The following is a 25,075-nucleotide window of genomic DNA, read 5'->3' on the forward strand; positions in this document are numbered from 1 at the left end:
TTCTCCATTCTTATTCTTAAAATTTTCTCCCATTTGTCATTCGTATTTTTCACTTCTATATTCATGTTCCCATTCACTTAAATACATACGATTCGTGATTTTTTTTGGATTCTCCAGTTTACTAATAAACTCTAAACTGTTTCCGTCTGGATCATTAAAGTGAATTTTAGCGTGGGCATATTCCCCGTGAGGCATCACGAAAGGTTCAATTGGTTTAAATCCAAAAGCCTCTCTTGGCGCATAGCCTCTATCCTCAAGCCATGCGACTGAGCTCTTTAGATCTTCCAATGATACTTGAAAAGCGATATGCCGTAGGGAGGGATGATACTCAACCTCCACTTTTTCCGTTTCCCAAAGCCCCAACCAACTTTTGTCCTTTTCAATCCATAGAAAAGCCAGGTTGTCTTCAACCTTATGATCTAACTGCAAACCAAGCCCCTCATAGAATTCAATGGAACGTTTCAAATCACGAACCGGTAAATGTGCTTCATATAAACCTCTTATCATTGAAAAACCACCTTTTGTCAAATCTATCTCCCCAGAAGCTTCATAACCATTCTGGTTCAATCCCTTTATCTTATTGATCTACTGGGTAATTCTATTTCCCCAGTTAACAACAAAGTGATGAAGATAACCCAAAATATAAAGAATGACGAGGAAAAAACCAAAGAAATGATCGGGATCACTTTTTTCTCCGTTTTCTTCAAAATTCCTATAACAGAGAGGACGATGCCGGCAATCGTAAGGAAAAAAGTTATATAATGACCCGTCATGCTCCCGATATTTTCCATTCTAATAGGTGTAATAAAAACAGTAAAAAAGCAAATGATTCCAATGATGAATGAAGTAAAACTAATTACACCGTACCTCTTCTGAATACATGCTTCGTTTTCCATCGAGCACACCCTTTCATCAGATCCTGCACATCTATTAATATCTCACAAATAATTTTAACATATAATACCAGACAAATTGTTGTGCACAGAAAAAGGGGTCAAAAGACGGTGAATTAAAGCTTCATTTTCATGCCTTCATGAGTGGTTTTAAATCCTAAACGTTCATAAAATCGCAGCGTTTCTTCCCGTTTTTTATCGGTCGTCAGCTGAATGATATGGCAGCCCCGCTTCCTGGCACGGTCAATCGCATATTGAATCAACTTGCTTCCAATGCCTTTCCCTCGTTCTGAAGATGCCGTCCGAACCCCTTCGATCGTTGCTCTCCAACCGCCTTGATGGGTAATATATGGAGTGAACGTGATTTGCTGCACCCCAACGATTTCCTTACCAAGACATGCTACGATCAATTCATTATTCTCATCTGCATCAATGGATGCAAATGCTTTTAGATAGCTTTCAGGAAGGGGATTTTCATAGCGTTCCCTTTCCCTCCCCAATACATCATCCGCTAGCATCCGTACTATTTCACTTAAGTCTTTTACTGTCGCATTCCTGAATGTGACCATAATATCCCTCCAGTTCAGTATCGCCCTTTTTTCGTCATGATGGAAACCAATCTTTCATAATAACTTCAACTAAAAGTTAGGCGGTCCTCTTTTCTGGAGGAAAAATAATGACAGCTTTAAAAATTGGACCAACAAAAAAAGGCCCCCTTTTAAAAGGAAGTCCTTCTTAGTAAATCATTATTAGGTAATTGGCGCAGGATTGAACAGTGCCAAATCATTATACAGGCCCCAATGCTCTGCCCAGGTTTTCTTTTTACCGCTGGCCACTTCCAAAATGAGGTGGAATATTTCCCACCCGACATCCTCTATGGTTGCCTCACCTGTAGCGATAGTTCCTGCATTTATATCAATCAGATCTTTCCATTGCTCGGTCAATGTATTTCGTGTAGATACTTTGATGACGGAAGCCATTGCCAGATTATAAGGTGTGCCCCTTCCAGTTGTAAAAACTTGAAGGTGCATGCCGGAAGCTAGCTGCAGCGTTCCGCAAACAAAGTCACTAGCTGGTGTAGCTGCAAAAATCAGCCCTTTTTCCGTTGCTTTTTCACCTGGAGCCAGTACGCCTGAAATGGGGCTGCCTCCGGATTTGGCAATGGAGCCTAATGATTTTTCCACTACATTGGCCAATCCGCCTTTTTTGTTTCCTGGCGACGGATTGGCACTTCGATCGGCATCACCTAAAGCAAGATAGTTATCATACCAATCCATTTCCTTTATTAACGCTCTCCCTACTTCTTCATTCACTGCACGGGGCGTCAATAGATGAATCGCATCCCGCACTTCTGTGACTTCAGAAAATAAAACGGTTGCCCCTGCCCTAACTAACAGATCTGTAGCATATCCTACTGCAGGGTTAGCTGTCACACCGGAAAATGCATCACTTCCTCCACACTGCGTGCCGATGACCAATTCGGAAACCGGAAACGTCTCCCGCTGCCTGCGGTTCAACTTGATTAAACGTTCCTCGGCCATTTCCATAATAGATTGGACCATTCCCGCAAATCCCTGCTGATCCTGAAGTGAAATGATATCTGAATCGTCCCCGCTTGGATTTATCCTCATTGGAGACAGTTTTTCACACCCCAGTCCAACTACCAAGGCTTCCCCGCCGAAATTCGGGTGTTTCGCAAGGTTCTGTATCGTGCGAATGGGAATAACCGCTTCAGGTGCATTGATTGCGACTCCGCACCCATAGTTGTGATTTATGGCGACAACATCATCAACATTGGGATACTTCGGAAGAAGCTCTTTTTTTATCCGGTTCACGACGAAATCCAGCACGCCTACTACACATTGAACGCTTGTTGTAATCCCTAATATATTCTTGGTTCCAACACTGCCATCTTCATTGCGGAATCCTTGAAATGTATATCCTTCAAGTGGGGGCAAAGTTTTGGGTATATCATTTGCCACCGGTAATTCCTTTAAATCTGGAGATGCCGGCAGCATCACCAGTGACTCGTCAATCCAACTGCCCTTACCGATTGATTTAGCTGCATAACCGATAACTTCCCCATAGCGTATGATGGCTTCATTCTCGACTATATCCATTAAAGCTACTTTGTGACCTTGTGGTACTCTTTCTTTCAATTCAAGCCCACATGGGAAAACCGTTCCTTGATCCAAGCCCCCCGTATTAACAACGATGGCGACATTGTCCATCCCATTTACCTTAATATAAAGCGGTACCTCTGTCAGCTGCGTTTTCGTATCCACTTTACCAACCCTTTCAATATAATAAAGCTAGCATATTGTCTGATATAGATATATTTTAAAATGGCTTAAATTATATTCCTCATGCTTTTAGGGAACTTCATTCAAACGTACGTATTTTTTTTCAAAAGTTCGTTTTCTTTTCTTCTGTTAATTTTTATCTATCAATACGATCCTTTCAGGTTTATTTACTATGAAAATGTAGGATAGAGCTCCTATGAACAATACACTGGCAACAAAGATCAGGGCACCGCTAAAGGAATTTGTTTTGGCTAAAATAAAGCCAATGACAAGTGGTGTTACAATACCTGCGATATTCCCAATGGTATTAAAAATACCGCCAGTTAAACCAATAAGTTCTTTTGGTGCCATATCACCGACAAGAGACCATGTAAGACCTGCCAAACCTTTCGCGAAAAAGGCAATGGACATGATTAGGATAAGAAGAAAAATATTTGAAGTGAAGTTAGCTAATACGATTGTGCTGGATAAAAGAAACCCAGTGATGATCGGTGTTTTACGTGCAACAGCGAGCGATTTTCCTTTTTTCAATAATCTGTCGGAAATGACCCCGCCAACGATACCTCCAAAAAATGCTCCTATATAAGGTACCGATGCTGCAAAACCTGTTTGAATTAGAGATAAACCCTTCTCCGTTACGAGATATGTAGGGAACCACGTTAAGAAAAACCAAACAATTGTATTCAACGCATACTGACCAATATAAATTCCGACCATTTGTCTGTTTGACAACAAAAGACGGATATCAGACCAGTTCACTTTTCTTTTTTCTTCTTTATTTGCTAACCCGCCACCTGAATTAATATAATCGATTTCTGCTTGATTTACACGTGGATGGTTGTATGGTTCACGTACAAATGCAAACCATAAAATGGCTACAAAGATACCTAATCCTCCTGCAACAAAGAAAACATCGTGCCAGCCAAACTCTTGTAATATCCATGCCATGACTGGCGTGAAAAGTGCTAATCCAAAATATTGTGCAGAGTTATAAATCGATACCGCCCGTCCGCGTTCATGTTGTGGAAACCACATCGTCGTCAATCTGCTATTCCCTGGAAAAGATGGGGCTTCAGTAATACCAACCAAGAATCTTAAAATGAATAATCCAAGTAAGGTGCTGATAAATCCTTGAAAAAAGGTAAATGTGGACCATAATAATAAAGCAACACCATAAACTTTACGTGCTCCATATCTATCTAGTAACCAACCTCCTGGAATGTTAAATGCAGTATATGCCCAGTTAAAGGCTGAAAAAGCAACACCTAATTTCACTGCATCGAAAGCAAGGTCTTCTTTCATTACTGGAGCAGCTATACCCAAAGCAGAACGGTCAATATAATTAATGACGGTCACGATAAATAACATTGCAAGTATGGTAAAACGCACATTGGTTTTTTTAGGATGTTCAGTCTCATTGTTGATGCGTTGAGCACCGCTACTGTTCATAAGCTTCCTCCTTTTTTTCTTGATTTTCAGAAAAATGGTTTCAGTTTAATACCTTTTATTTTTTCTCAATGAATTGCAATCAAGTAAGGGCTTACAATCCATATATTTTTAGCAACTACCATGAGTAGAATGTTAATATTTTCATCTTTAATAGATTGAGATATTCATTCTTTTACTCATGGTAATTACCATTCATTTAAATTGAAAGGTTTATCTCACCATACATGGTTTCTTAGAGTTATATTTCCACTCTTTAATTAGATACTGCATAGAAGTTGAATCATCACGATCATGATATGGCAGACTGCGATATAATTCATTTGCTTTCATCACTTTATCCATATTTATTTCTACACCTAAACCTGGTTTATCAGGCAGTTTAATCATTCCATCTATAATTTGTAATGGATCATCACATAATTCTTGGCCATCTTGCCAAATATAGTGTGTATCGATTGGTGAAATATTTCCTGGCGCAGCTGCTGCTACTTGTGTAAATGCCGCCAATGTAATATCAAAGTGGTTATTGGAATGCGACCCCCATGTTAAGCCCCAATCGTTTAATACATGTGCCATACGGATACTGCCATTCAATGTCCAGAAATGAGGGTCAGCTAACACAATATCGACTGCTCTAAGTGCTGCTGCATGATGGAATTGACGCCAATTTGTCGCAATCATATTTGTGGCAACAGGCAGACCGGTGGCAATTTTAAATTCAGCCATTATTTCACGGCTAGAGAATCCCGCTTCAGGACCACACGGATCTTCAATATAGGCAAGTATATCTCCTTTACCTTTGCAAAGCTTAATGGCTTCTTCCAATGACCATGCACCATTTGGATCAAGATTAATTCTTGAATCAGGGAATGCTTCATGTAAAGCTTGAATCGCTTCCATTTCTTCTTCTCCACGAAGCACTCCACCTTTTAATTTGAAACTCTTAAATCCATAACGATCTTTAGCTGCTTTTGCTTGAGCGACAATTCCTTCAGCTGTTAATGTTTCAATTCGTCTAACGCGATCCCAATCATCCTTAAATTGTGTTTCACGTAAATAATTAAGATCGAGTTTTTCCATATCCGCGATATAGAATAAATAGCCTAAGAAAGGAACTTCTGTCCGTTGAATGCCTCCATCGCCAAGTAATGCTGCAATTGGTTTATTAACAAATTTACCAAGTAAGTCCATCATGGCGCATTCAACAGCAGCTTCCGCTTGCACAACAAATTTCAAATTGGCTAAATTTAATCCTTGCAACCCTTCACCAGAGTCACCTTTTATACTCAAACCACCTTTACGTATGGCAGTAATACAACCTCTATAATCGGCAATCTCTTGTCCTACTACAAATGGACGATAACTTTCTATCATTCTAGTAATATCATCGCCGCCATGAATCTCACCGATACCTGTATTCCCCGTTTCATCTTCTAAAATAACAATATTACGAGTAAAATAAGGAGCATGACAGCCACTTAGTGTGAGCAGCGCACTATCATAGCCTGCTACTGGAATAACCTTCATATCTGTAATAATTGGCGATCCGTGCGATTTCATTATTTAACTTCCTTCCAGATTTATTAACCTCATAAGTACTCTAATCATTAATTCGAAACGTTATCTATTGATCGCATTCACGTTATATTATTTTACAAACACCGTTTTAATGGATGTAAAAAACTCTTTTGCTGCTTCTCCTTGTTCCCTGGAGTGGGAGCTGGAGTTTTTCATGCCGCCAAATGGTGCCTGCAATTCAACGCCTGCGCTCTCGGCGTTGACCCTGATCAATCCCGCTTCCATATCGTTAACAAATGAAAGCAAATGTTGGATATTGGCTGTAAAAATCGAAGCGCTAAGGCCATATTCGACGCTGTTCGCAAGTTGCAGGGCTTCTTCAACTGAATCAGCTTTCAATAAAGCAATCACCGGACCAAAAATTTCTTCCTGTACAATTGTCATATCTGACGTGCAGTTATCAAAAATCGTAGGCTCTACATAAAAGCCATTAGCCTGAGTGCCTTCTTCAGCACGCTTTCCGCCAGTTAGAAGTGTAGCGCCTTCCTCGACTCCTTTTTCGATATAGGAAAGAACCGTTTTTAATTGATTTTCGCTAGCGCATGGTCCCATCCATGTCCCGCTGTCCAATCCATCCCCGATGGAAATGCCTTTCGTTTCTTTCACCAGCAACTGCTTGAACTCTTCATAAACTTCAGCTGCAACGATGACACGGCTTGTCGCGGTACATTTTTGCCCCGTCGAACGAAACGCGCCTGTAATGACTGCTTCTACAGCCAGATTAAGATCCGCATCCGCTGCAACGATTACCGGGTTTTTCCCGCCCATTTCAAGCTGGTATTTCGCTCCGCGTGCTAACGCGGCTTGTCCAATCCTTTTTCCAACGCCGTTCGAGCCGGTAAAGGTAATGCCGTTTATATCTTCGTGATCGGCGATGCCCTGCCCGATGACACTGCCCGGCCCTGTGACCATATTGATAACACCCGCCGGTAAACCTGCTTCTTCAAAACACTCCATGATCTTCGCACAGGTGATGGCCGTCTCGGTGGCTGGCTTCACCACAATCGTATTCCCATAAACGAGAGCAGGAGCCATCTTCCAGATCGGGATGGCGATTGGGAAATTCCAAGGTGTAATGACGCCCACTACACCAAGCGGGACGCGCGTCGTGAACATAAGCGCTGAACTGTCGGTGGATGGAATGACATCCCCCACTTTACGCATTCCTTCTCCTGCATAGTATTTCAGGATCGCAATACCGCGTGCCGTTTCCCCTTTTGTTTCTGCAAAGGTCTTACCCATTTCCCGTGTTGCACATTCTGCGATTTCATCAATCCGCTTTTCAAGAATATGCGCTACTTTATATAGATACTCCCCGCGCTCTGAACCAGCTAGTTTGCGCCATTTGTCTTTCGCCTTTTTCGCCGCTTCCACAGCCAGGTTCAAATCTTCCTTGGCAGATTTCTGTACAAATCCGACAATTGCCTGATTATCTGCCGGGTTTAAACTTTTTTCAACTTCATTTGAAATGGAAGTAACCCATTCACCATTAATATAGTTAAGATACGTTTTTGTTTGAACTGTAGTTATCATATATAATCCCGCCCTTATTAGATTGATTGAATTGGTGTTTCTTTTGGAAAACGATCTAAAGCATTCTCTAATATCGTTTGCATTTCTGCATAATGTTCTTTTTCCACCGGAAGAATTGGTAATCTGACTGTTTGCCCAACCGGCATTCCCATAATCTCCATACCTGCTTTAATGAGAGAAACGGCATACCCTTTTCGCTGACGGCGAATATTGTTGATTGGCATGATGACCTGTTGGTAAATTTCTTTGACCGTTTCTTGATCTCCGCTCAAAATGCCATTATAGAATTTCCGTGAGATGTGCGGGATGTAATTGGATATCGCGGATGAGTAAGAGTCAAAGCCAAGTGGGACGTAGGCCGACATGGTAACTTCCGCAAGCGGCATTCCGTTCAACCAGCCGAAACGCTTTCCGAACGTTTGTGTAAGGAGTCCATTCAACTCCATATTGCCTAGACCGTCTTTGACGCCGACGACCTGCGGGACCTCAGCAAGCGCTTCCAAAGTTGAAATTGAAAGTGAAACATTATCACGCTGATATACTATGGAATTTAAGTCTGTACTCTCTGCGATAGCTTTGAAATAAGCCGCCAGACCTGCCTGTTCTCCAGTAACAAGATATGGAGGTAATATTAAATATCCGTCTGCCCCTCTATCCGCTGATATTCTGGCAAGTTCCAGGGAAGTTTGAATATTCCCGCCTACCCCTGTGTATACAGGGACTTTTCCAGCCGTAACGGATACGGCTACCTCTACCATCGCTTCATATTCCTCTTTACTTAACGATGGATATTCCGCTGCTGCACATGCTACGAAAATAGCCTCGAGTCCCTCATCTAGTAAAAATTGGATATTACGGGCAAGTGCTTGTTCATCAAGCTTATTACTCGTTGTAAATGGTGCTACGGGAAATCCGAGAATCCCTTTAGGTGCCTTGCGAATTTTATTCATTTTCTATTCCTCCTTGTGTATTATTGTTTTATTGTAAGACAAATATACCGTCTGGTCAATCGTATTTTTTTTATTTTCTGAAAAATCAAACCATCACCTCATCCCACAATAATTTCGCTTCTAATATATACAAAAAAACACGATAATTAAGGTGCTAAAAATGAAAAACGATTTATAAAAAAAGCCATTGACAAACAATTTTATTTGTCTTACCATTGGACAAAACTAAATATTTAGAATTTTCACGAAGGGGGAATCGGCCAACATTGTAAGCGGTATCAACTAAAAAATATAATTAAATACGTTTAAGGAAGTGAGTATATGAACGCTGAAGAAAAAGTTTTTCAAGCATCTCCTAAACTGCCAAATGCCCAGAAAAAAACACGGACACGATGGTTCATTGTCTTCATGCTCTTTTTGGTTACCGCTCTGAATTATGCAGATCGTGCTACGCTATCAATCGCAGGTACGGACATGTCTGGTCAGCTTGGTCTCGATTCAGTCATGATGGGATATGTTTTCTCCGCTTTTGCATGGTCTTACGTAGCTGGACAAATTCCGGGTGGATGGCTTTTGGACCGTTTTGGCTCAAAAAGAGTTTACTTTTGGAGTATCACGCTATGGTCTATCTTTACGCTTTTACAAGGATTTATCGGATTTCTCGGTTCTGCCGGAACGGCTGTCATGGTATTGTTCGGACTGCGTTTTTTAGTTGGATTGGCAGAGGCTCCTTCCTTCCCGGCCAACAGCCGCATCGTTGCTACCTGGTTTCCAAGCCATGAACGCGGAACCGCGGCTGCCACTTTCAATTCAGCACAGTATTTTGCAACCGTTCTCTTTGCACCAATCATGGGTTACATTACGTATAAATTTGGTTGGGAATACGTCTTCTTCTTTATGGGCGCTTTAGGAATCATCGTCGCTTTCTTCTGGCTGAAAACGATATATGGCCCAAAGGAACATCCGCGCATCAGCAAAGCTGAACTTGAATATATCGAAGCAGGCGGCGCTTTGATCAATATGGATCAAACCACTACAAATAACGAGGAAAAGAAGGGCGTCAACTGGAATAATATTAAGCAGCTTTTATCAAACCGTATGCTGTTAGGTGTTTATCTCGGACAATATTGCATTACGACGTTAACGTACTTTTTCCTTACATGGTTTCCTGTGTACCTTGTACAAGAAAGAGGCATGACCATTCTTGAAGTTGGACTCGTCGCTTCTCTTCCAGCCATTTGTGGATTTTTTGGCGGCATTCTCGGAGGGACATTCTCGGATTTCTTGTTACGGAAGGGATTCTCATTGACTGTCGCTCGAAAATTGCCAATTGTTGTTGGGATGCTTCTATCGATGAGCTTGGTAGCTGCAAACTATGTAGATACGGAATGGGTGGTTATATTCGTTATGGCCCTAGCATTTTTCGGTAAAGGATTTGGGGCACTCGGCTGGGCGGTAGTGGCCGATACCTCACCAAAGGAAATGTCCGGTGTCAGTGGCGGGCTTTTCAATACATTCGGTAACATTGCAGGCATTACAACACCGATTATCATCGGATACATCATTGCCACGACAGGATCATTTAATGGGGCGCTAGTCTTCGTATGTGCCAATGCTCTTGTCGCGATTTGCAGCTATTTATTCCTTGTTGGTGAAATTAAACGTGTAGAGTTAAAATCATAGTTAACTAAATATTCTGGTAGGGGGAAGAATTATGAACAATCAAATGCTTAAGGATAATGTAAAAATCGGCACACCGGTAATTTCAGAAATGAGCGTTATTCCAGTTGCAGGCCATGATGGCATGCTGCTGAACTTGAGCGGTGCCCATGCTCCTTATTTCACACGGAACATTGTCATTCTGAAAGACAATGCGGGTAATACTGGTGTAGGTGAAGTTCCTGGAGGCGAAAAAATTCGCCAAACACTCGAGGATGCCAAACAATTGGTTGTCGGCCAGTCCATTGGGACATACAACAACATTCTGAATACCATCCGTAAGCAGTTTGCGGACCGGGATGCTGGAGGCCGCGGCCTTCAGACGTTCGATCTCCGTATAGCCATCCATGCCGTGACAGCATTGGAAGCGGCACTTCTAGATTTAGTCGGCCAATATTTAGGTGTTCCAGTTGCAGCCCTTCTCGGCGAAGGACAGCAGCGTGATAAGGTGGAAATGCTGGGCTACTTATTTTATGTAGGTGACCGCAATAAAACGGATCTTGGTTATTTAAGCGAGCCTGAAGCGGTAGATGACTGGATTCGCCTCCGTCATGAGGAAGCGCTCACACCTGAATCGATTGTCCGCTTGGCAGAAGCCGCCCACTCTCGCTATGGATTCAATGATTTTAAACTGAAAGGCGGAGTTTTGCGCGGGGAAGAAGAAATCGAAGCGGTGACGGCACTTGCGGAACGCTTCCCTGAAGCCAGGATCACCCTTGACCCAAATGGCGGCTGGCTGCTTAAGGATGCGATTGAACTTTGCCGGGATCAACATCATGTTTTAGCCTATGCGGAAGATCCATGCGGAGCGGAAAATGGTTTTTCCGCCCGGGAAATCATGACGGAATTCAGGCGCGCAACGGGCCTTCCCACCGCTACTAATATGATTGCAACGGACTGGAGGCAAATGGGGCACTCCATTCAACTTCAATCCGTGGACATCCCTCTTGCCGATCCGCATTTTTGGACGATGCAAGGCTCCGTCCGTGTCGCTCAAATGTGCAACGACTGGGGATTGACATGGGGATCACACTCGAATAATCACTTTGACATTTCGCTTGCCATGTTTACACACGTTGCTGCAGCCGCACCAGGAAAAGTCACTGCGATCGATACCCACTGGATTTGGCAGGATGGGCAGCGTTTGACGAAAGAACCTTTTAAAATTGTCGGCGGAATGGTCGATGTCCCATCCAAGCCCGGACTTGGAATTGAAGTGGATATGGAACAAATCGAGAAGGCACATCAGCTTTATAAACAAAAAGGACTTGGTGCCCGTGATGATTCAATGGCGATGCAATACCTGATTTCCGGATGGGAGTTCAATCCAAAATCACCTTGCCTTGTCAGATGATTTTTTCCAACAATGCGTGCGTCTCTCTCTTTAGAGCGGCGCATTTTACTTTTTTTGGGGTATAGATCTTCTCTTCCTCACATGCAAATAAGTGTATTATATTATATAATTAGTCTTACAGTATAAATACATATAGGATTTAACAGAAAAGGGGTTACACAATGGAAGAATCGTCAAAGAAATTAGGCGTACAATCGGTACATCGCAACACTCTTTCACAACAAGTCGTGGATCAAATCGTGCATCTGCTCGTCAGCGGACAAATGAAAGCGGGCGACAAACTGCCTCCTGAAATGGAACTTATGAAAGAACTTGAAGTAAGCCGACCTGTTTTACGGGAGGCACTCAGTGCACTTGATACACTAGGAGTCATTACACGGAAAACGCGTGAAGGAACCTTTTTTAACGATAAAATCGGTACACATCCATTCTCTGTCATGCTGGCGCTGGCTACGGATAATTTACCAGCGATCATCGAAGCGCGAATGGCATTGGAGTTGGGACTGGTAACAATGGCTGCCGAGAAAATCACAGACGAACAGTTGGAGAAACTGCAAGTTACGATTGACACGATTGCCAATAGTGAAGACAACGATTATGGAGAGGCCGATAAAGAATTCCACAAGATCATTGCTTTAAGTGCGAACAATCCCATTATTGAAGGCATGATCGATTCCTTATTGATTACCCATAATAAAATAAATAGCCTGATACAATTCAGGGAACGGGAACTGACTGTAAAGTATCATAAAGCCATCTATGCGGCACTTGCAGCGCATGATCCACATGAAGCATTCAGTCAAATGTACAAGCACCTTGATTACGTCCGTCAGAAAGTCCTTCAATATTCTCACGCAAATTAATATATCGTTTGTGTGGAAGATGGAAGTAATCGCAGCAAACTAATGGATCACTCAATGATCCAATTTCATAGGGAAAGTGGATTTTTCAGGGAACCTATTTTGCTTCCAAGATTTCAGAGTTCTACTTATCTTTTAAATCCAATTGATAGCATAATTTTTTTAAAAAAACTGGATAGTAGTTGAACTATCCAGCCCCAGCTTATCCACTTTCGATTGAAATGAAAATGTTCCCCGATGAAGTCAAACCTTCCTCTTGCAAATTGTTGGCTAACCACAATCCCCCTCCAAGGCTCCACTCAAAAAAAATGCATCCCTGCTTACTAGCAGGAATGCATGTATCAGTCCCAAGTTCTGACCATCCTCTTTTTAATTTACTGCTTAATATGCACTCCAACCAGCATCTGCCGTGATGACAGTACCATTTACAAAACTGGAATCGTCTGAAGCAAGGAACAAAGCCACGTTAGCGATTTCCTCAGGTTTGCCATTGCGTGGATTGATGGCCATACCCAATTGTTGGCGAGAGATGCCGAACTCATTGATATTCGTCATGCTGGAACCGATATTGGTTTCAACTCCGCCTGGTGCTATTGCATTGCAGCGAATCCCTTTATTGGCATACATGAAGCCCGTGTTTTTTGTGAACCCAACCACTGCGTGCTTAGAGGCAGTGTATGCTGCGCCTGCTCGAGCACCGTACAAACCGCCAGCAGAAGCAATATTGATGATGACCCCTTTTTGTTTCTCTAAAAAGATTGGCAATACCTTTCTAGTCGAACGCATGACGCTTGTCGTGTTAATGGCAAAAATCCGATCCCATCTAGAATCTTCAATGTCTCCAGCAGGTTCCATGCCATCCATGATGCCCGCGTTATTCACCAAAATATCCACCGTACCATACGTTCTGACCGAGGTATCGATCAAATGTTGAATATCTTCCTCCACCGCTACGTTCGTTTTAATGGCAAAGGCCATTCCGCCATTCGCTTTTATTTCTTCTACTGTCTCGTTCGCACCATCAAGATTTAAATCCGATACGACGACTTTAGCCCCTTCTCTAGCATAATCTATAGCAATTTGTTTCCCCATGCCAGATGCTGCGCCTGTCACTACTGCAACTTTGTCTTGTAATTTCATTTGAACTCCCCCATTCATTCTAGTGAAGTGATACTTATTGTACAGATGTTCATTAACTAACTTCCTTTATAGTATAATTAGTTTCAATAAGCTTATACAATCAGCAAATGATGACCTCGATGTTGAACAATGAACAGAAAGTGTTCATTATGTTCATTAAAAGGGCAATAACGAACAAAGGGTGAAGAAAATGTCCAATAATAACACTGGGATTGATAGGAGGATCAGGAAATCCAAACTGGCCTTGAAGGAATCTCTCATATCATTAATGCAACACAAGGATTTCAGGGAAATATCGATTACTGACATTGTAGAACGCGCCGACCTTAATCGGGGTACATTTTACAAACACTATCAGTACAAAGAGGAACTGCTTGAAGAGGTCATGGAGGATGTAATTGCCGATTTGATCATATCTTACCGGGAACCTTATAAAAATGTTGAAACTTTCACCATCAATGAACTAACGGCTTCAGTGATCAAAATATTTGAACATGTAGCTAATTATGCAAACATTTATACCCTCATCCTAAAGTCGAATGCATGGCCTACATTACTGGAAAGGATTTGTAATGAATTAAAGAAACTTCCATTGGAGGACCTAGAAGATTACCGGCCGAACCCTAAAATCAATACAGAACTTGCCTCCAGTTACCAAGCATATGCGATATTAGGCATGATCATCGAATGGGTCAACACCGGCTTTAAATACAGCGCTGACTATATGGCTGAACAGTTACTGGAAATCATTAATAATAAATCGGTAAATGCCGTCTATAAAATAAACCATACATTTAAGCAGGAATAAGAGGGCTGCATCGGCAACCCTCCTATCTCATTAATGCGCTGGCCCTTTGGAAAGAAACCTTGTTACGGCAGCCAAGTAAGCTGATAAATTATCTTCATGCACAAAGTGTCCTGCATCCTCTATCGTCACCAATTCGCAATTCGGAATAAGCTCGGAAACTTCCTGCAATTTATTTTGGGGTATATGGCTCGACCCGCCCCCTATAACAAGCGTCGGCATCATAATATCGGTAAGACGTGCCCACCATTCGGGATCGGGTTCATTAAGCTGCTGTAGAATCGAAGGCACAACCTGCCAATCAAACGGCAGAGGGCTAGAAGGTTGGGAAGGAACCTCAACTGGTTCATCCGAGAAAGGTGGAGGCGTATCTTCGACAATCAACCTATCTATCCTCGAAGGAAAAGTTTGCGAGAAAAGATAGGAAACCGTTCCCCCCATGGAATGCCCTATTAGCGAAAATCTTCCCAAATTCAGCGCATCCGCAAATTGAAGCAAATCATCGCACATCAATTCGAAAGTGTATGTATTAGTTCTCGCACTCCCACCATGTCCCCGTTGATCTAAAGCTAATACACGATAATTTTCTCCTAATGCGGCAGCCACTTGATCCCATGACTCTGCACTTTTACCCAGCGCGTGAAGAACAACAAGCGGCGGTGCAGAAACATCACCGCTCTCCCGGTATTGAAACGTGTGTCCATTCAACTCAATTTGATTAACCCGTATTTCCATCTCCATTCATCTCCTAGGATTGGAATTGGTCATTTTTAACCCGATCTATTTAAGAAAAACCTCCTAAAATACTATGTTCTCTAAAATTAAATTATACTTTTTATACCTTCACCCATTAATTCGTCCTAACGGCGATTCATTCCTGTCTTCATCCGATTATTTCGACCTTCACCACATTTATTCATTCTTTGGTCTGGCGGAGTTGGCGGCAGCGAAGTAATCCATGACAAATAACCTAAATTGCTTGGCTACTGGGGTGAAGTAGCGTTTTTCTGACCAGCCGAGCCCTATTGTTCTTTGACAAGCAGGTTCGGTTATCCGGATTTTATGGGATAATGACCCGGTTTGATGGAGCCATGTCAATTCTGATACGAAGGCGACTCCCAACCCTTTCCTGACAAGGTCCGAGATGACAGCAGGTTCATCTCCTTCAAATGCGATATGCTGGACGAATCCCGCTTCAAGGCAAAATTGGTCGGTGAGGCTGCGGAACCCGAAGCCTGTGTTCATACTGATGAATGGTTCATCTTTCACTTCTTGGAGTGTAATGCTTTCCCTGCCTGCCAGCCGGTGATTGGGGGGCACGATCAAGTATATATCTTCGGTGATCAGCGGTTCCCACTTTAAGTCTGGGCCTTCAATCGGAACGGATGATATGCAATAATCGATTTCTCCTTCTATTAGAAGCTGCTTCATGGATGATATGGATTTTAGGAATTGTTGAAAACGGACGTCCGGGTATTGAGATAAAAATGTACCCAATAAATCAGGCAGGACCCTGGGAATGGTAACGGCCAAGGTGATGTTCTTTTGGTCTTGATCTGTTAATTCCACTATTTCGCGCCTCCCTTCATTCAGTTCCGCAAAAGCGCGTTCAACACGATTCAAGAAAATTCGTCCGGCTGCATTGAGCTTGATTTTCCGGTGTTCCCTATCGAACAGTGCGACTCCCAAATCCTCTTCAAGCCGGGATATGGTTTTACTGAGGGATGGCTGAGCAATCTGAAGTTGTTCCGCAGCCTTCGTCATATGTTCCAGCCGTGCTACGGTTTGAAAGTACTGCAGCTGTAATATTTCCATTTTTCCACTCTTTTCACATAGATTTAAATCTATTATTACATAATCAATTATGTATTATACAGTATCTAAAAAAGCCATTATGATGAAATAATCTCTTAGTTAGAAAGGGCAGGCTCAAATAATGAAAGGTTTACAACTTGTATTTCAAGATATAAAAGCAATGTGGAAACATAAACACGGGAGAATCGCCTTGATTTTCCTTCTGGTCGTTCCATTGATTTACTCAGGTTTCTTCTTGGCAGGATATTGGAACCCTTATGGGAAGTTGGATCAGCTCCCTGTGGCAGTGGTCAATCTCGATAAAGGTTCGGAAATGGACGATAAGCCAGTCGAGGCTGGAGATGATTTCGTTGAACAATTGAAAAAGCAGAAAGAATTGGATTTTCACTTTGTCACGGCAAAGGAGGCAAATACGGGTCTTAAGGAAGGTACCTATTATATGGTTGTCACGATTCCGGAAGATTTTTCGGAAAATGTCACGACTTTAATGGATAAAAAACCGGAAACGGCTAAACTTTTGTATACTGTCAATCCAGGTAAGAACTTCGTTGCTTCACAGATCAGCTCTACTGCTGTTGAAAAAATGACGGCAAAAATCAACGCAAGCATTACGAAGGTCTATTCTGAAGGCATCCTTTCGAAATTCCAGGACGTTTCTAACGGCTTGGCGGATGCCGGGGATGGTGCGGAAACGCTTCATCAAGGAACGGCGGATGCGAAAAGCGGCAGCGAGAAATTGAATGATGGTATCCAGGATTTGAATGATGGCGTCCAGAAGCTACAAACAGGAAGCACCAAGCTCTTGGATGGACAAGAGGCCTTAGCGGATGGTGCGAAAGGATTATCAACAGGTTCCCAGAACTTGCATTCAGGCATGAAACAGCTATCTGATGCACATGACTCATTGGAAAATGGAATGAATGAAGTAAGTAAAGGTGTTGAGAACTGGTCAGCCGGAAATGCAAAATTGATGCAAGGGCAAGAACAGGCTGCCGATACAGCGGATACTCTAAAAAAACAATTGGATGCCTATATGAAAAGTCATCCTGATGCAATAAAGGATCAAGACTTCAAGCAAATCGTTGCCCTATCAGAAGGTTTATCCGAAGCAGCCACCACTTTACATGCCGGTCAAAAGCAATTGGGCGAAGGTGCTGCCAAAGTGGCTGATGGACAAGAAACCGTTCAAACCGGGATGAATGCTTTTGGTGATAAAATGGCACAAGCTACCTCGGGTGCCAAGCAATTAAACGAGGGTTCTGAAAAATTGGCGAACGGATTATTTAAATGGAAAAATGGTTTCTCCACTTTACATGCCGGAATCGAATCGCTAGCCGGCGGAAGCAGCCAGCTAGCCAGTGGATCGACGGAACTTCAAGACGGACTGGCTTCACTGGAAACGGGTTCGAGCAAATTATCCACCAAGCTTAATGAAGCTGCCGATAAAACGGCCAGTCTTCAGTACGACGATTCGACAACTTCGATGTTCTCTGAACCCGTACAATTGGTACAATCCAATTTATCTGAAGTACCTAACTACGGAACCGGGATTGCTCCTTATTTTCTGTCATTGGCCTTTTATGTAGGCGGCATCATGGCTTCCAATATCTTGCCGCTTGGCCGCAGGCAGAATATTAAGGTTACCGGAACCGTTCATTTCACGAATAAATTAATGCTGGTATATGTAATCGGCTTGATACAGGCACTTCTAGTGGATGCAGTCGTCCTTCTTGGATTCCATTTACACGTGGCCAGTGTCCCTGTATTCATTCTATCAAGCATCATCGTTTCATTTACCTTCATGACATTCATTCTTATGTTGGTGACCGTATTCGGAGTGGTGGGCAAATTCGCAGCCGTGACCCTTCTCGTGTTCCAATTGGCGACCTGCGGCGGAACATTCCCAGGTGAACTGGGCATGTCATTATTGACGAAAATCGGTCAATTTTTACCTATGGCCCACTCATTAAAGGAACTTCAAGAGGTCATCTCATTAGGCGGCTGGGAAAACTTGCGAACGCAGATTTGGATCTTACTTGCCTATCTCGTTTTTGCAGCGATCATTGGTTGGATAGCCAGTCATATCCAGCATGCAAAAGTAACTTCAGAGGAAGTGACATCTTGATCTAAAAAAGCGCAGTGCAAATGGCACTGCGCTTTTTTTATATTCAAGTGAAAATCACCGGGTAAAACAATTAAAGTCGGCTAAACTTAAAAGAATAAGCCCTATGCTGCCTGAATTATTCAGGTGGCATAGGGCTTTTTTATTGTTTCATTTAAGCGGTTTGATCTTTTTTCATAGCTGGTTTTTCTTCAGCCGGCCATGCGCGCTTAATGAATAATGTCAGAATCAGTGCCACAGCAGCAATGAAGGTGGATACAAAGAAGGAGAAGTTAATTCCATCGAGCATCGCCTGCATCCCGATTTGGGCCTGCATTTGTTCCATCATCTCAGCAGTGGGCTGACTTGTTAGTTTGCTCATTGCTTTGGTCATTAAATCCTCACCGGAAGAAGCGGCATGGTTTGACATGACCGTAACAAGCAATGCCGTACCGATTGCACCGGAAATCTGGTTCAGCGTGTTATTCATGGCTGTACCATGCGGGTTCATACGTGCTGGCAGTGAGTTCAATCCATTTGTCATGATTGGCATCATTGCCATGGACAAACCGAATAAACGGACGGAATAAAGAATAACAATATGTGTATAAGAAGTATCCATTGTTAATTTACTGAAGAAATACGTCGTCACCACAGTAATAAACAAACCGGTTGAAGCAAGTATGCGGGCACCGAATTTATCGAAGAGCTTACCGGTAATCGGTGACATGAAGGCCATCAATAGTGCACCGGGCAGCATTAATAATCCTGAATCGAATGGTGAAATGCCACGGACCGTTTGTGTATACATCGGCATTAAGATCATCGCCGAGAACATGGCCATATTAAGCACGATTGAAATCGTTGCAGATAAGGCGAACATCGGATGTTTGAAGATCTTGAATTCAAGCATTGGCGTTTCCATTTTCAGCTGGCGTGTAATGAAAAGGATCAGGGAAATGGCACCGACAATCAATGTTCCATATACCCAAGGGCTATCCCAACCTTTGCTGCCTGCAGAGCTGAATCCGTAAAGCAGGCCGCCAAAGCCCAAGCTAGATAGGATGACCGATAATTTATCGATTTTAATATCGACTTTTTCCTTTTTGTCTTTAAGTTTAAAGAAGCCGAGAAGAAGCACTAGTAAAGCAAGCGGAGTGATGAAGTGGAATAGCATTCTCCAATCATAATGTTCGATGATCCAGCCTGAAAGCGTCGGCCCGATTGCAGGGGCAAACATCATGACTAAACCGAATAATCCCATTGCCGAGCCCCGTTTTTCAACAGGGAAAGCAGTTAAAAGCACGTTCATTAATAACGGCATCATAATGGCAGAACCTGCAGCCTGAACCATACGTGCGCTCAATAATAGCGGGAAAGTATGCGCTACACCTGCAACGATCGTCCCGATCGAGAATAGGAGCATGGCTGTCAGGAACAGATTACGTACCGAATATTTTCTTATTAAGAAGGCTGTTGTCGGAATCATGATTCCGTTCACAAGCATATAGCCCGTTGTCAGCCATTGAACTGTGGAAGTCTCGATTCCCAGGTCTGTTTTGATTGATGGCAGTGCAATATTTAAAAGGGTTGAATTCAGTATCGCTATAAACGCCCCGACCATCAGTATGGCCAAAATGCCATACGAACCCTTTTTTTCATTTGTTTGTGTAGTACTCACTTTTTATCTATTCCTCCATTCAAACTATTGGTTCATTTAATTAGACGAGCGGTATATTCCAAACTCACAAAATCAATAATATACCCCCAGTTCATTTTTTGCAATAAAAATTTACTGGTTTAAATAAGGGTTTGTGCTGTGATGAAAAATAGAGTACGATTACATTTATACAAGCAGTATAATGAAAATAAGGTGATATGATGAATAATCGAAGGCAGAATGTCATCGATACGGCTCATAAGCTGTTTATTGACAAGGGCTACCAAGCCACGTCCATCCAGGACATTTTAGATGGCAGCGGTATATCAAAAGGTACATTTTATAATTATTTCCCTTCGAAGGGTGAATTATTTATAGCCATTTTCCGTTCCTTCTATACAAAGATTCGCCATGACCGGGAAAAACTGTTGATTGGTCAAGATTCCGCCGATATTGATATTTTCATCCAGCAGCTCGAACTGCAGCTGATGGTGAACAAGCAAAGCAAATTGCTTATCCTGATTGAAGAAGTCCGTGTTTCCAACGATGAAGAATTAAAACAATTCATCAATAACACGCTATTGTTGAGCTTACGCTGGATGTATAATCGATTTATCGATATATTCGGTGAAAGCAAAAAACCCTATCTTTTAGATAGCGTCATTATCTTTCATTCGATGATGACCCACATGAATCATTTTAGCTATCGTGCCAATCCCGCCGGTACACCGGACATACAAATTATCCGATATTGCATGAACCGCATTGTCCGCTTAGTCAATGAAGTGGCTGAAAGCGGGGAACAGATCATTGATCCGGAACTAATGGATACGTGGTTTCCAAACTTTACAAACCACCTTGATCCTTGCCATAATGATTTGCTTCAATCCACCACGGAATTGAAAAAAGCGATAAACAAAGCTTTGCCTTGCGATGAAGATCGAACAAGAGCCATTGAATTAATCGACTTTATCCAAGATGAGCTGATGCAGTCCGACAAGCCGCGAAAATTCTTGATAGAAAGTTTGCTGCTCACTTTGAAGACTGGATATGCATTACAGGTCCAAGCATTCATTGAGACTTTTGAAGAAAGCATCAATTCTTGCTTGAGCCGATGAATAGTTAAGATACACGCACCTACCAAAAACGGTAGGTGTTTTTTTATGGCTTTTTGAATTGCCCTGTTTTTAAAAAAAGAGTTGGTTTTATAAAAGGGACCTAAGGAAACACTATCCTTATCATCATAAAGGGAGGTCTATCTACTTGAGTGTGAAAGAGAATGCTTTGTCCATACTGGCTCTGGGCGGAGTGAACGAAATCGGTAAAAACATGTACGTGGTTCAATATTCTAACGATATCGTCATTATTGATTGTGGTGCAAAGTTTCCTGATGAAAGTTTATTAGGAGTCGATTTGATCATTCCCGATATTTCCTTTCTTCAGGAGAATAAGGAGAAGATCCACGCTTTAATTGTGACTCATGGGCATGAAGATCATATTGGCGGGATCCCTTATTTCTTGAAAAAATTGAATGTACCCATTTATGCCACACGTTTAACACTTGGTTTGATTGAATTGAAGTTAAAAGAACATAACCTTTTGGCTGATACGGAATTAATCCAGATCGATTCGGATTCAAGGTTGGAATTTGGGGAGATGGTTCTGGACTTTTTCAAAACGAATCATAGTATACCCGATTGCCTTGGAGTCACCATGCATACGCCCGTAGGCACGGTCGTTCATACAGGGGACTTTAAGTTTGACTTGACTCCCATGAATGATCAGTATCCCGATATTCATAAAATGGCCAAAATCGGGAGTGAAGGTGTACTGGTTTTATTATCTGAAAGCACGAACGCTGAACGCCCCGGCTCAAGCCCCTCGGAGCATCTGGTTGGCAGCCATATTGAAGAAGCCTTCATGCAGGCAAAACAGAAAGTCATTCTTTCGACCTTCGCTTCAAATGTCAATCGCGTTCAACAAGTTGTGAACGCTGCACAGAAGACAAACCGGAAACTCGCCCTGATTGGACGAAGCATGGTGAACGTCGTATCCGTTGCCATTGAACGCGGCTACCTCCAGGTTCCTGATGGGATGCTTATCCAACCACAAGAAGTGGATAATTATGCTCCTGAAAAGGTCGCAGTTTTATGTACTGGAAGTCAAGGAGAGCCATTTGCTGCCCTTTCCCGCCTTTCCAGTTCGAATTATCGGGATATGAGTATATTGCCTGATGATACAGTGATTCTTGCCTCCACTCCAATACCCGGAAATGAACGGGATGTTTCACGTATCATCGACAACCTGTTTCAACTTGGTGCCAAAGTCATTTACGGTTCTGGGACTGTAACGGGCATGCATGTTTCCGGACATGCCTATCAGGAAGAGTTGAAGCTCATGCTTACCCTGATGAAACCTAAGTATTTCATACCGATTCACGGTGAGTATCGGATGTTGCACCAGCATCGATTGCTAGCTGAGTCTGTCGGGGTGGAGAAGGACCATACTTTCATCATCAATAACGGCGATGTGGTGGATATTGAAAACTCCGTTGCCCGTCAAACGAGAAAGGTGGCTGCAGGCAATACCTTTGTTGATGGTGTTGGCGTTGGTGATGTTGGGGAAATCGTTCTGCGGGACCGTAAGCAGCTTTCCGAAGATGGAATGCTCGTGATCGTCATAACACTAAGCAAGACGGAAAGAAAAATAGTATCAGGACCCGATACCATTTCCCGGGGATTTGTTTATGTTCAAAATTCCGAGGACCTCCTTAGGCATGTGAACCGTCTTGTCACGAAAACGGTCAACGACTTACAAAATGAAAAAATATATCGGTGGAACGTCATTAAGCAAACCATAAAGAAGGAACTTGGGCAATATCTCTTTACTCAAACTAAGAAAAAACCAATGATCCTTCCGATCATCATTGAAGTTTAGCGCCAAATCGAAAGGAACTCGACTTCGTATAGTCGAGTTCCTTTTTTCAATCAAGCCCTGATTTACTCGCTTTTGCGGCCATCGCCTTGTTCTTATTCCAAACCTTGAACTTCATGAAAACGGCGGCAAGACCGATAATCACGATGAATAAAAGGCTGATGAAAAACCCTGGACGTATCTCTTTTTCTAGCAGGGTGCCACTTACGGCGGCTAAAATTAAAAGAAGTCCGAAAACGGCCGTAATCTTACTCCAAACCTTATTTTCCAATATTTTAAAAGAGGAGAGAATGATGAATGCCCAGTTATACAAAAGTAATATTCCAGCTGATGTTGTAATGTATTCATAAATCTTGCCTGGCAGGAGCAAGGCAGTGATGATTGATCCTAAAAGTCCCAAGGCTCCAAGACCGAGTGAGGGCAGTGGAAGGTCCTTGAATTTCTTAATCTTTTGCATGAATAATGCGGGTGCATTCCCATCATCGGAGAGCGTTACCAATAGATTGGTAACACCAAATAGTGAAGCGGTCATCGTCGAGAAACCGGCAATGATGATCGCACCATTAAAAACGTGCGGGAAAAATGCCAGGTGATAACTGTCCAATGCCGAAACGAATGGGCTTTCTTTTTCACTGAATGCTCCTAATGAAATCATAGTTACTGCTAACCCCAATGAAACTACATATATGATGGTAAGAACAAAGAGCATGATCGTCCCTGCCTTTGGCGCATCTTCCTTCTTTTTAAGCTGCATCGCCATCAGTCCAATGACCTCGATGCCGCCAAACGCATAAAAGGCATAGATAAGGGATATCCAAAACCCTTTTAGCCCTTTTGGAAATAATTCATTGAACTTATTCGGGAATGAGGGCGGTTTCCCTCCATCAAGACCAAACCAGCCGAAAACCGCACATATTGCAATAATGATAAACATAACGATCGCTGCCGTCTTAATTATCGCAAGTATGTTTTCCACTCTGTCGAACCCTTTTGTCCCCAGCAATACCACCACGATCGAAACAATTGCAAACCCGGATGCAAATAGCCACAGAGGTACTTTCGGGAACCAAAATTGAGATAATAGCGAAAGCGCAGTAAGCTGGCTTCCCATGATCAATATATTGGAGGACCAATAATTCCAGCCACAGCTAAAGCCAGCCCATCGTCCAAATGCTTTATTGGCATAATAACAAAAAGAACCCTCTTGGGGATCGGCAGCCGTCATCTTAGCAAGCAGATTATAAACGATGTATGTACCTAGTGCAGCCAATACAAATGAAAATACAATGGATGGCCCCGTCGTTTTAATCCCTATGGTCGAACCGAGGAAATAACCAGTCCCGATCGTACAGCCGACACCGACCAATGATAGCTGCCACCATTTCATATCGCCTTGTTGTTCACCAGATGCTTTGGAATTTTGAGCAGCCATCCCTTTCGCTGAACTGCAATTGGCTTTTGTTGTCATAACAATCCCCCCTTCCATCATTCATAGTGTTGATAATGCCACAATGAATTATGCAAGGAAGAAGTTTACCAAATGATAAATCAAATACCCGAATAAGAATTGAAGTGCTTAAGCATTATGATACGATGGCAGAAATGCCTTGATATGCAAAATAAACACCTAAGCCGATCAAAGATAATCCAGAGATGATCTAAATGGCCATTAAGCTTTTTTCATTTAAAAACCTGCGAAATCCATTCGTTAATGCAGCCACAAAAAAATCCCAGCAGGTAAGACCAAGAAAATCATTCCGCTATAAATGAAAAGTTGGGAGGTCCCATAGCTTGAAGCCGTTTTAGCTAAAACAGATCCATATATACCCAACCAGAATAAAATGGATAATGGACTGGTCACTGACATGATGAATCCGTTCAAAAAACAGGAAATTAAAGAATCTCTATTCCTGTATTGATTTTTTTTGTGTGTTACAAACAAAAAAAGCCGTGGGAAAACCCGGCTTTTTCGGAGAATTTC

Annotated in this window: 20 protein-coding genes and 1 pseudogene; 7 read left to right on the forward strand and 14 right to left on the reverse strand. The window is 42.5% G+C overall.

Translation table 11 applies throughout. The features are described from left to right. Positions 1 to 36: 36 nt before the first annotated feature. The 8 genes from FNK51_RS20760 to kdgD form a co-directional block, all read right to left on the reverse strand. Positions 37 to 507 (reverse strand): VOC family protein, encoded by a 471-nt coding sequence (locus FNK51_RS20760; RefSeq protein ID WP_098372447.1) that lies wholly within the window; start codon positions 505 to 507, stop codon positions 37 to 39. 65 nt (positions 508 to 572) lie between these two features. Continuing rightward, the gene (locus tag FNK51_RS20765) at positions 573 to 896 is read right to left on the reverse strand and encodes a hypothetical protein (protein WP_141994531.1); all 324 of its coding nucleotides are present in this window, start codon (positions 894 to 896) and stop codon (positions 573 to 575) included. A gap of 113 nt (positions 897 to 1,009) precedes the next feature. Next, positions 1,010 to 1,462, reverse strand: coding sequence for a GNAT family N-acetyltransferase (locus FNK51_RS20770; protein ID WP_098372449.1), 453 nt, complete (start codon positions 1,460 to 1,462; stop codon positions 1,010 to 1,012). 180 nt (positions 1,463 to 1,642) lie between these two features. Continuing rightward, on the reverse strand, positions 1,643 to 3,178 hold the full coding sequence (garD, locus tag FNK51_RS20775; protein ID WP_218925120.1) for a galactarate dehydratase: 1,536 nt from the start codon (positions 3,176 to 3,178) through the stop codon (positions 1,643 to 1,645). Positions 3,179 to 3,325: 147 nt separating this feature from the next. After that, positions 3,326 to 4,645 carry an MFS transporter gene (locus FNK51_RS20780; RefSeq protein WP_181762308.1) on the reverse strand — a complete coding sequence of 440 codons (1,320 nt, stop codon included), beginning with the start codon at positions 4,643 to 4,645 and terminating at the stop codon, positions 3,326 to 3,328. 210 nt (positions 4,646 to 4,855) lie between these two features. Beyond that, entirely contained in the window at positions 4,856 to 6,205 is a 1,350-nt protein-coding gene (locus FNK51_RS20785) for a glucarate dehydratase family protein (RefSeq protein ID WP_098372450.1), read from the reverse strand. Between the two features lie 87 nt (positions 6,206 to 6,292). Then, positions 6,293 to 7,756, reverse strand: coding sequence for an alpha-ketoglutaric semialdehyde dehydrogenase GucD (gene gucD / locus FNK51_RS20790; RefSeq protein ID WP_141994532.1), 1,464 nt, complete (start codon positions 7,754 to 7,756; stop codon positions 6,293 to 6,295). Positions 7,757 to 7,773: 17 nt separating this feature from the next. Beyond that, on the reverse strand, positions 7,774 to 8,706 hold the full coding sequence (gene kdgD / locus FNK51_RS20795; RefSeq protein ID WP_141994533.1) for a 5-dehydro-4-deoxyglucarate dehydratase: 933 nt from the start codon (positions 8,704 to 8,706) through the stop codon (positions 7,774 to 7,776). Between the two features lie 321 nt (positions 8,707 to 9,027). On the opposite strand from kdgD, the gene FNK51_RS20800 reads away from it, so the two are divergent. The 3 genes from FNK51_RS20800 (at position 9,028) to FNK51_RS20810 (ending at position 12,642) form a co-directional block, all read left to right on the forward strand. Then, on the forward strand, positions 9,028 to 10,389 hold the full coding sequence (locus tag FNK51_RS20800) for an MFS transporter (protein WP_141994534.1): 1,362 nt from the start codon (positions 9,028 to 9,030) through the stop codon (positions 10,387 to 10,389). Positions 10,390 to 10,420: 31 nt separating this feature from the next. Further along, positions 10,421 to 11,779: a glucarate dehydratase gene (gene gudD, locus FNK51_RS20805; RefSeq protein ID WP_181762309.1), complete on the forward strand. Its 1,359-nt coding sequence runs from the start codon at positions 10,421 to 10,423 to the stop codon at positions 11,777 to 11,779. A gap of 161 nt (positions 11,780 to 11,940) precedes the next feature. Further along, positions 11,941 to 12,642 carry a FadR/GntR family transcriptional regulator gene (locus tag FNK51_RS20810; RefSeq protein WP_063232459.1) on the forward strand — a complete coding sequence of 234 codons (702 nt, stop codon included), beginning with the start codon at positions 11,941 to 11,943 and terminating at the stop codon, positions 12,640 to 12,642. 378 nt (positions 12,643 to 13,020) lie between these two features. Here the strand turns inward: FNK51_RS20810 and FNK51_RS20815 are convergent, their stop codons facing one another. Next, entirely contained in the window at positions 13,021 to 13,779 is a 759-nt protein-coding gene (locus tag FNK51_RS20815) for an SDR family oxidoreductase (RefSeq protein ID WP_141994535.1), read from the reverse strand. A 190-nt stretch (positions 13,780 to 13,969) separates the two neighbouring features. On the opposite strand from FNK51_RS20815, the gene FNK51_RS20820 reads away from it, so the two are divergent. Beyond that, positions 13,970 to 14,587: a TetR/AcrR family transcriptional regulator gene (locus FNK51_RS20820; protein WP_141994536.1), complete on the forward strand. Its 618-nt coding sequence runs from the start codon at positions 13,970 to 13,972 to the stop codon at positions 14,585 to 14,587. A gap of 30 nt (positions 14,588 to 14,617) precedes the next feature. On the opposite strand, the gene FNK51_RS20825 is transcribed toward FNK51_RS20820, so the two are convergent. Together FNK51_RS20825 and FNK51_RS20830 are read right to left on the reverse strand one after the other, a co-directional pair. After that, positions 14,618 to 15,319 carry an alpha/beta fold hydrolase gene (locus tag FNK51_RS20825; RefSeq protein ID WP_141994537.1) on the reverse strand — a complete coding sequence of 234 codons (702 nt, stop codon included), beginning with the start codon at positions 15,317 to 15,319 and terminating at the stop codon, positions 14,618 to 14,620. 177 nt (positions 15,320 to 15,496) lie between these two features. Further along, on the reverse strand, positions 15,497 to 16,399 hold the full coding sequence (locus tag FNK51_RS20830) for a LysR family transcriptional regulator (RefSeq protein ID WP_141994538.1): 903 nt from the start codon (positions 16,397 to 16,399) through the stop codon (positions 15,497 to 15,499). A gap of 121 nt (positions 16,400 to 16,520) precedes the next feature. Here FNK51_RS20830 and FNK51_RS20835 point away from each other — a divergent pair, with 121 nt between their 5' ends. Then, the gene (locus tag FNK51_RS20835) at positions 16,521 to 18,524 is read left to right on the forward strand and encodes a YhgE/Pip domain-containing protein (RefSeq protein WP_141994539.1); all 2,004 of its coding nucleotides are present in this window, start codon (positions 16,521 to 16,523) and stop codon (positions 18,522 to 18,524) included. 151 nt (positions 18,525 to 18,675) lie between these two features. Here the strand turns inward: FNK51_RS20835 and FNK51_RS20840 are convergent, their stop codons facing one another. Continuing rightward, positions 18,676 to 20,124 (reverse strand): DHA2 family efflux MFS transporter permease subunit, encoded by a 1,449-nt coding sequence (locus FNK51_RS20840; protein ID WP_098372622.1) that lies wholly within the window; start codon positions 20,122 to 20,124, stop codon positions 18,676 to 18,678. Between the two features lie 254 nt (positions 20,125 to 20,378). Between FNK51_RS20840 and FNK51_RS20845 the strand changes: the two genes are divergently transcribed. Both FNK51_RS20845 and FNK51_RS20850 read left to right on the forward strand, forming a co-directional pair. Continuing rightward, a complete protein-coding gene (locus FNK51_RS20845; RefSeq protein WP_141994540.1) occupies positions 20,379 to 21,278 on the forward strand; it encodes a TetR/AcrR family transcriptional regulator in 900 nt (299 codons plus the stop codon). A gap of 145 nt (positions 21,279 to 21,423) precedes the next feature. After that, entirely contained in the window at positions 21,424 to 23,097 is a 1,674-nt protein-coding gene (locus FNK51_RS20850) for a ribonuclease J (RefSeq protein ID WP_141994541.1), read from the forward strand. A gap of 46 nt (positions 23,098 to 23,143) precedes the next feature. Here the strand turns inward: FNK51_RS20850 and FNK51_RS20855 are convergent, their stop codons facing one another. Further along, positions 23,144 to 24,526, reverse strand: a complete 1,383-nt coding sequence (locus FNK51_RS20855; protein ID WP_098372623.1) for an amino acid permease — start codon at positions 24,524 to 24,526, stop codon at positions 23,144 to 23,146. A 151-nt stretch (positions 24,527 to 24,677) separates the two neighbouring features. Then, a pseudogene (locus FNK51_RS20860) lies at positions 24,678 to 25,006 on the reverse strand (LysE family transporter); the annotation flags it as partial. Positions 25,007 to 25,075 lie beyond the last annotated feature (69 nt).

The organism is Bacillus sp. B4EP4a, from assembly GCF_006680105.1.
GTDB lineage: Bacteria > Bacillota > Bacilli > Bacillales > DSM-1321 > Peribacillus > Peribacillus simplex_E.

Bases quoted from the DNA above. Each gene is read 5' to 3' on its own strand.
- FNK51_RS20760 (WP_098372447.1), bottom strand. From the start codon at position 507: ATGATAAGAGGTTTATATGAAGCACATTTACCGGTTCGTGATTTGAAA.
- FNK51_RS20765 (WP_141994531.1), bottom strand. From the start codon at position 896: ATGGAAAACGAAGCATGTATTCAGAAGAGGTACGGTGTAATTAGTTTT.
- FNK51_RS20770 (WP_098372449.1), bottom strand. From the start codon at position 1,462: ATGGTCACATTCAGGAATGCGACAGTAAAAGACTTAAGTGAAATAGTA.
- FNK51_RS20780 (WP_181762308.1), bottom strand. From the start codon at position 4,645: ATGAACAGTAGCGGTGCTCAACGCATCAACAATGAGACTGAACATCCT.
- FNK51_RS20785 (WP_098372450.1), bottom strand. From the start codon at position 6,205: ATGAAATCGCACGGATCGCCAATTATTACAGATATGAAGGTTATTCCA.
- gucD (WP_141994532.1), bottom strand. From the start codon at position 7,756: ATGATAACTACAGTTCAAACAAAAACGTATCTTAACTATATTAATGGT.
- kdgD (WP_141994533.1), bottom strand. From the start codon at position 8,706: ATGAATAAAATTCGCAAGGCACCTAAAGGGATTCTCGGATTTCCCGTA.
- FNK51_RS20800 (WP_141994534.1), top strand. From the start codon at position 9,028: ATGAACGCTGAAGAAAAAGTTTTTCAAGCATCTCCTAAACTGCCAAAT.
- gudD (WP_181762309.1), top strand. From the start codon at position 10,421: ATGAACAATCAAATGCTTAAGGATAATGTAAAAATCGGCACACCGGTA.
- FNK51_RS20810 (WP_063232459.1), top strand. From the start codon at position 11,941: ATGGAAGAATCGTCAAAGAAATTAGGCGTACAATCGGTACATCGCAAC.
- FNK51_RS20815 (WP_141994535.1), bottom strand. From the start codon at position 13,779: ATGAAATTACAAGACAAAGTTGCAGTAGTGACAGGCGCAGCATCTGGC.
- FNK51_RS20820 (WP_141994536.1), top strand. From the start codon at position 13,970: ATGTCCAATAATAACACTGGGATTGATAGGAGGATCAGGAAATCCAAA.
- FNK51_RS20825 (WP_141994537.1), bottom strand. From the start codon at position 15,319: ATGGAAATACGGGTTAATCAAATTGAGTTGAATGGACACACGTTTCAA.
- FNK51_RS20830 (WP_141994538.1), bottom strand. From the start codon at position 16,399: ATGGAAATATTACAGCTGCAGTACTTTCAAACCGTAGCACGGCTGGAA.
- FNK51_RS20835 (WP_141994539.1), top strand. From the start codon at position 16,521: ATGAAAGGTTTACAACTTGTATTTCAAGATATAAAAGCAATGTGGAAA.
- FNK51_RS20840 (WP_098372622.1), bottom strand. From the start codon at position 20,124: ATGGTCGGGGCGTTTATAGCGATACTGAATTCAACCCTTTTAAATATT.
- FNK51_RS20845 (WP_141994540.1), top strand. From the start codon at position 20,379: ATGATGAATAATCGAAGGCAGAATGTCATCGATACGGCTCATAAGCTG.
- FNK51_RS20855 (WP_098372623.1), bottom strand. From the start codon at position 24,526: ATGGCTGCTCAAAATTCCAAAGCATCTGGTGAACAACAAGGCGATATG.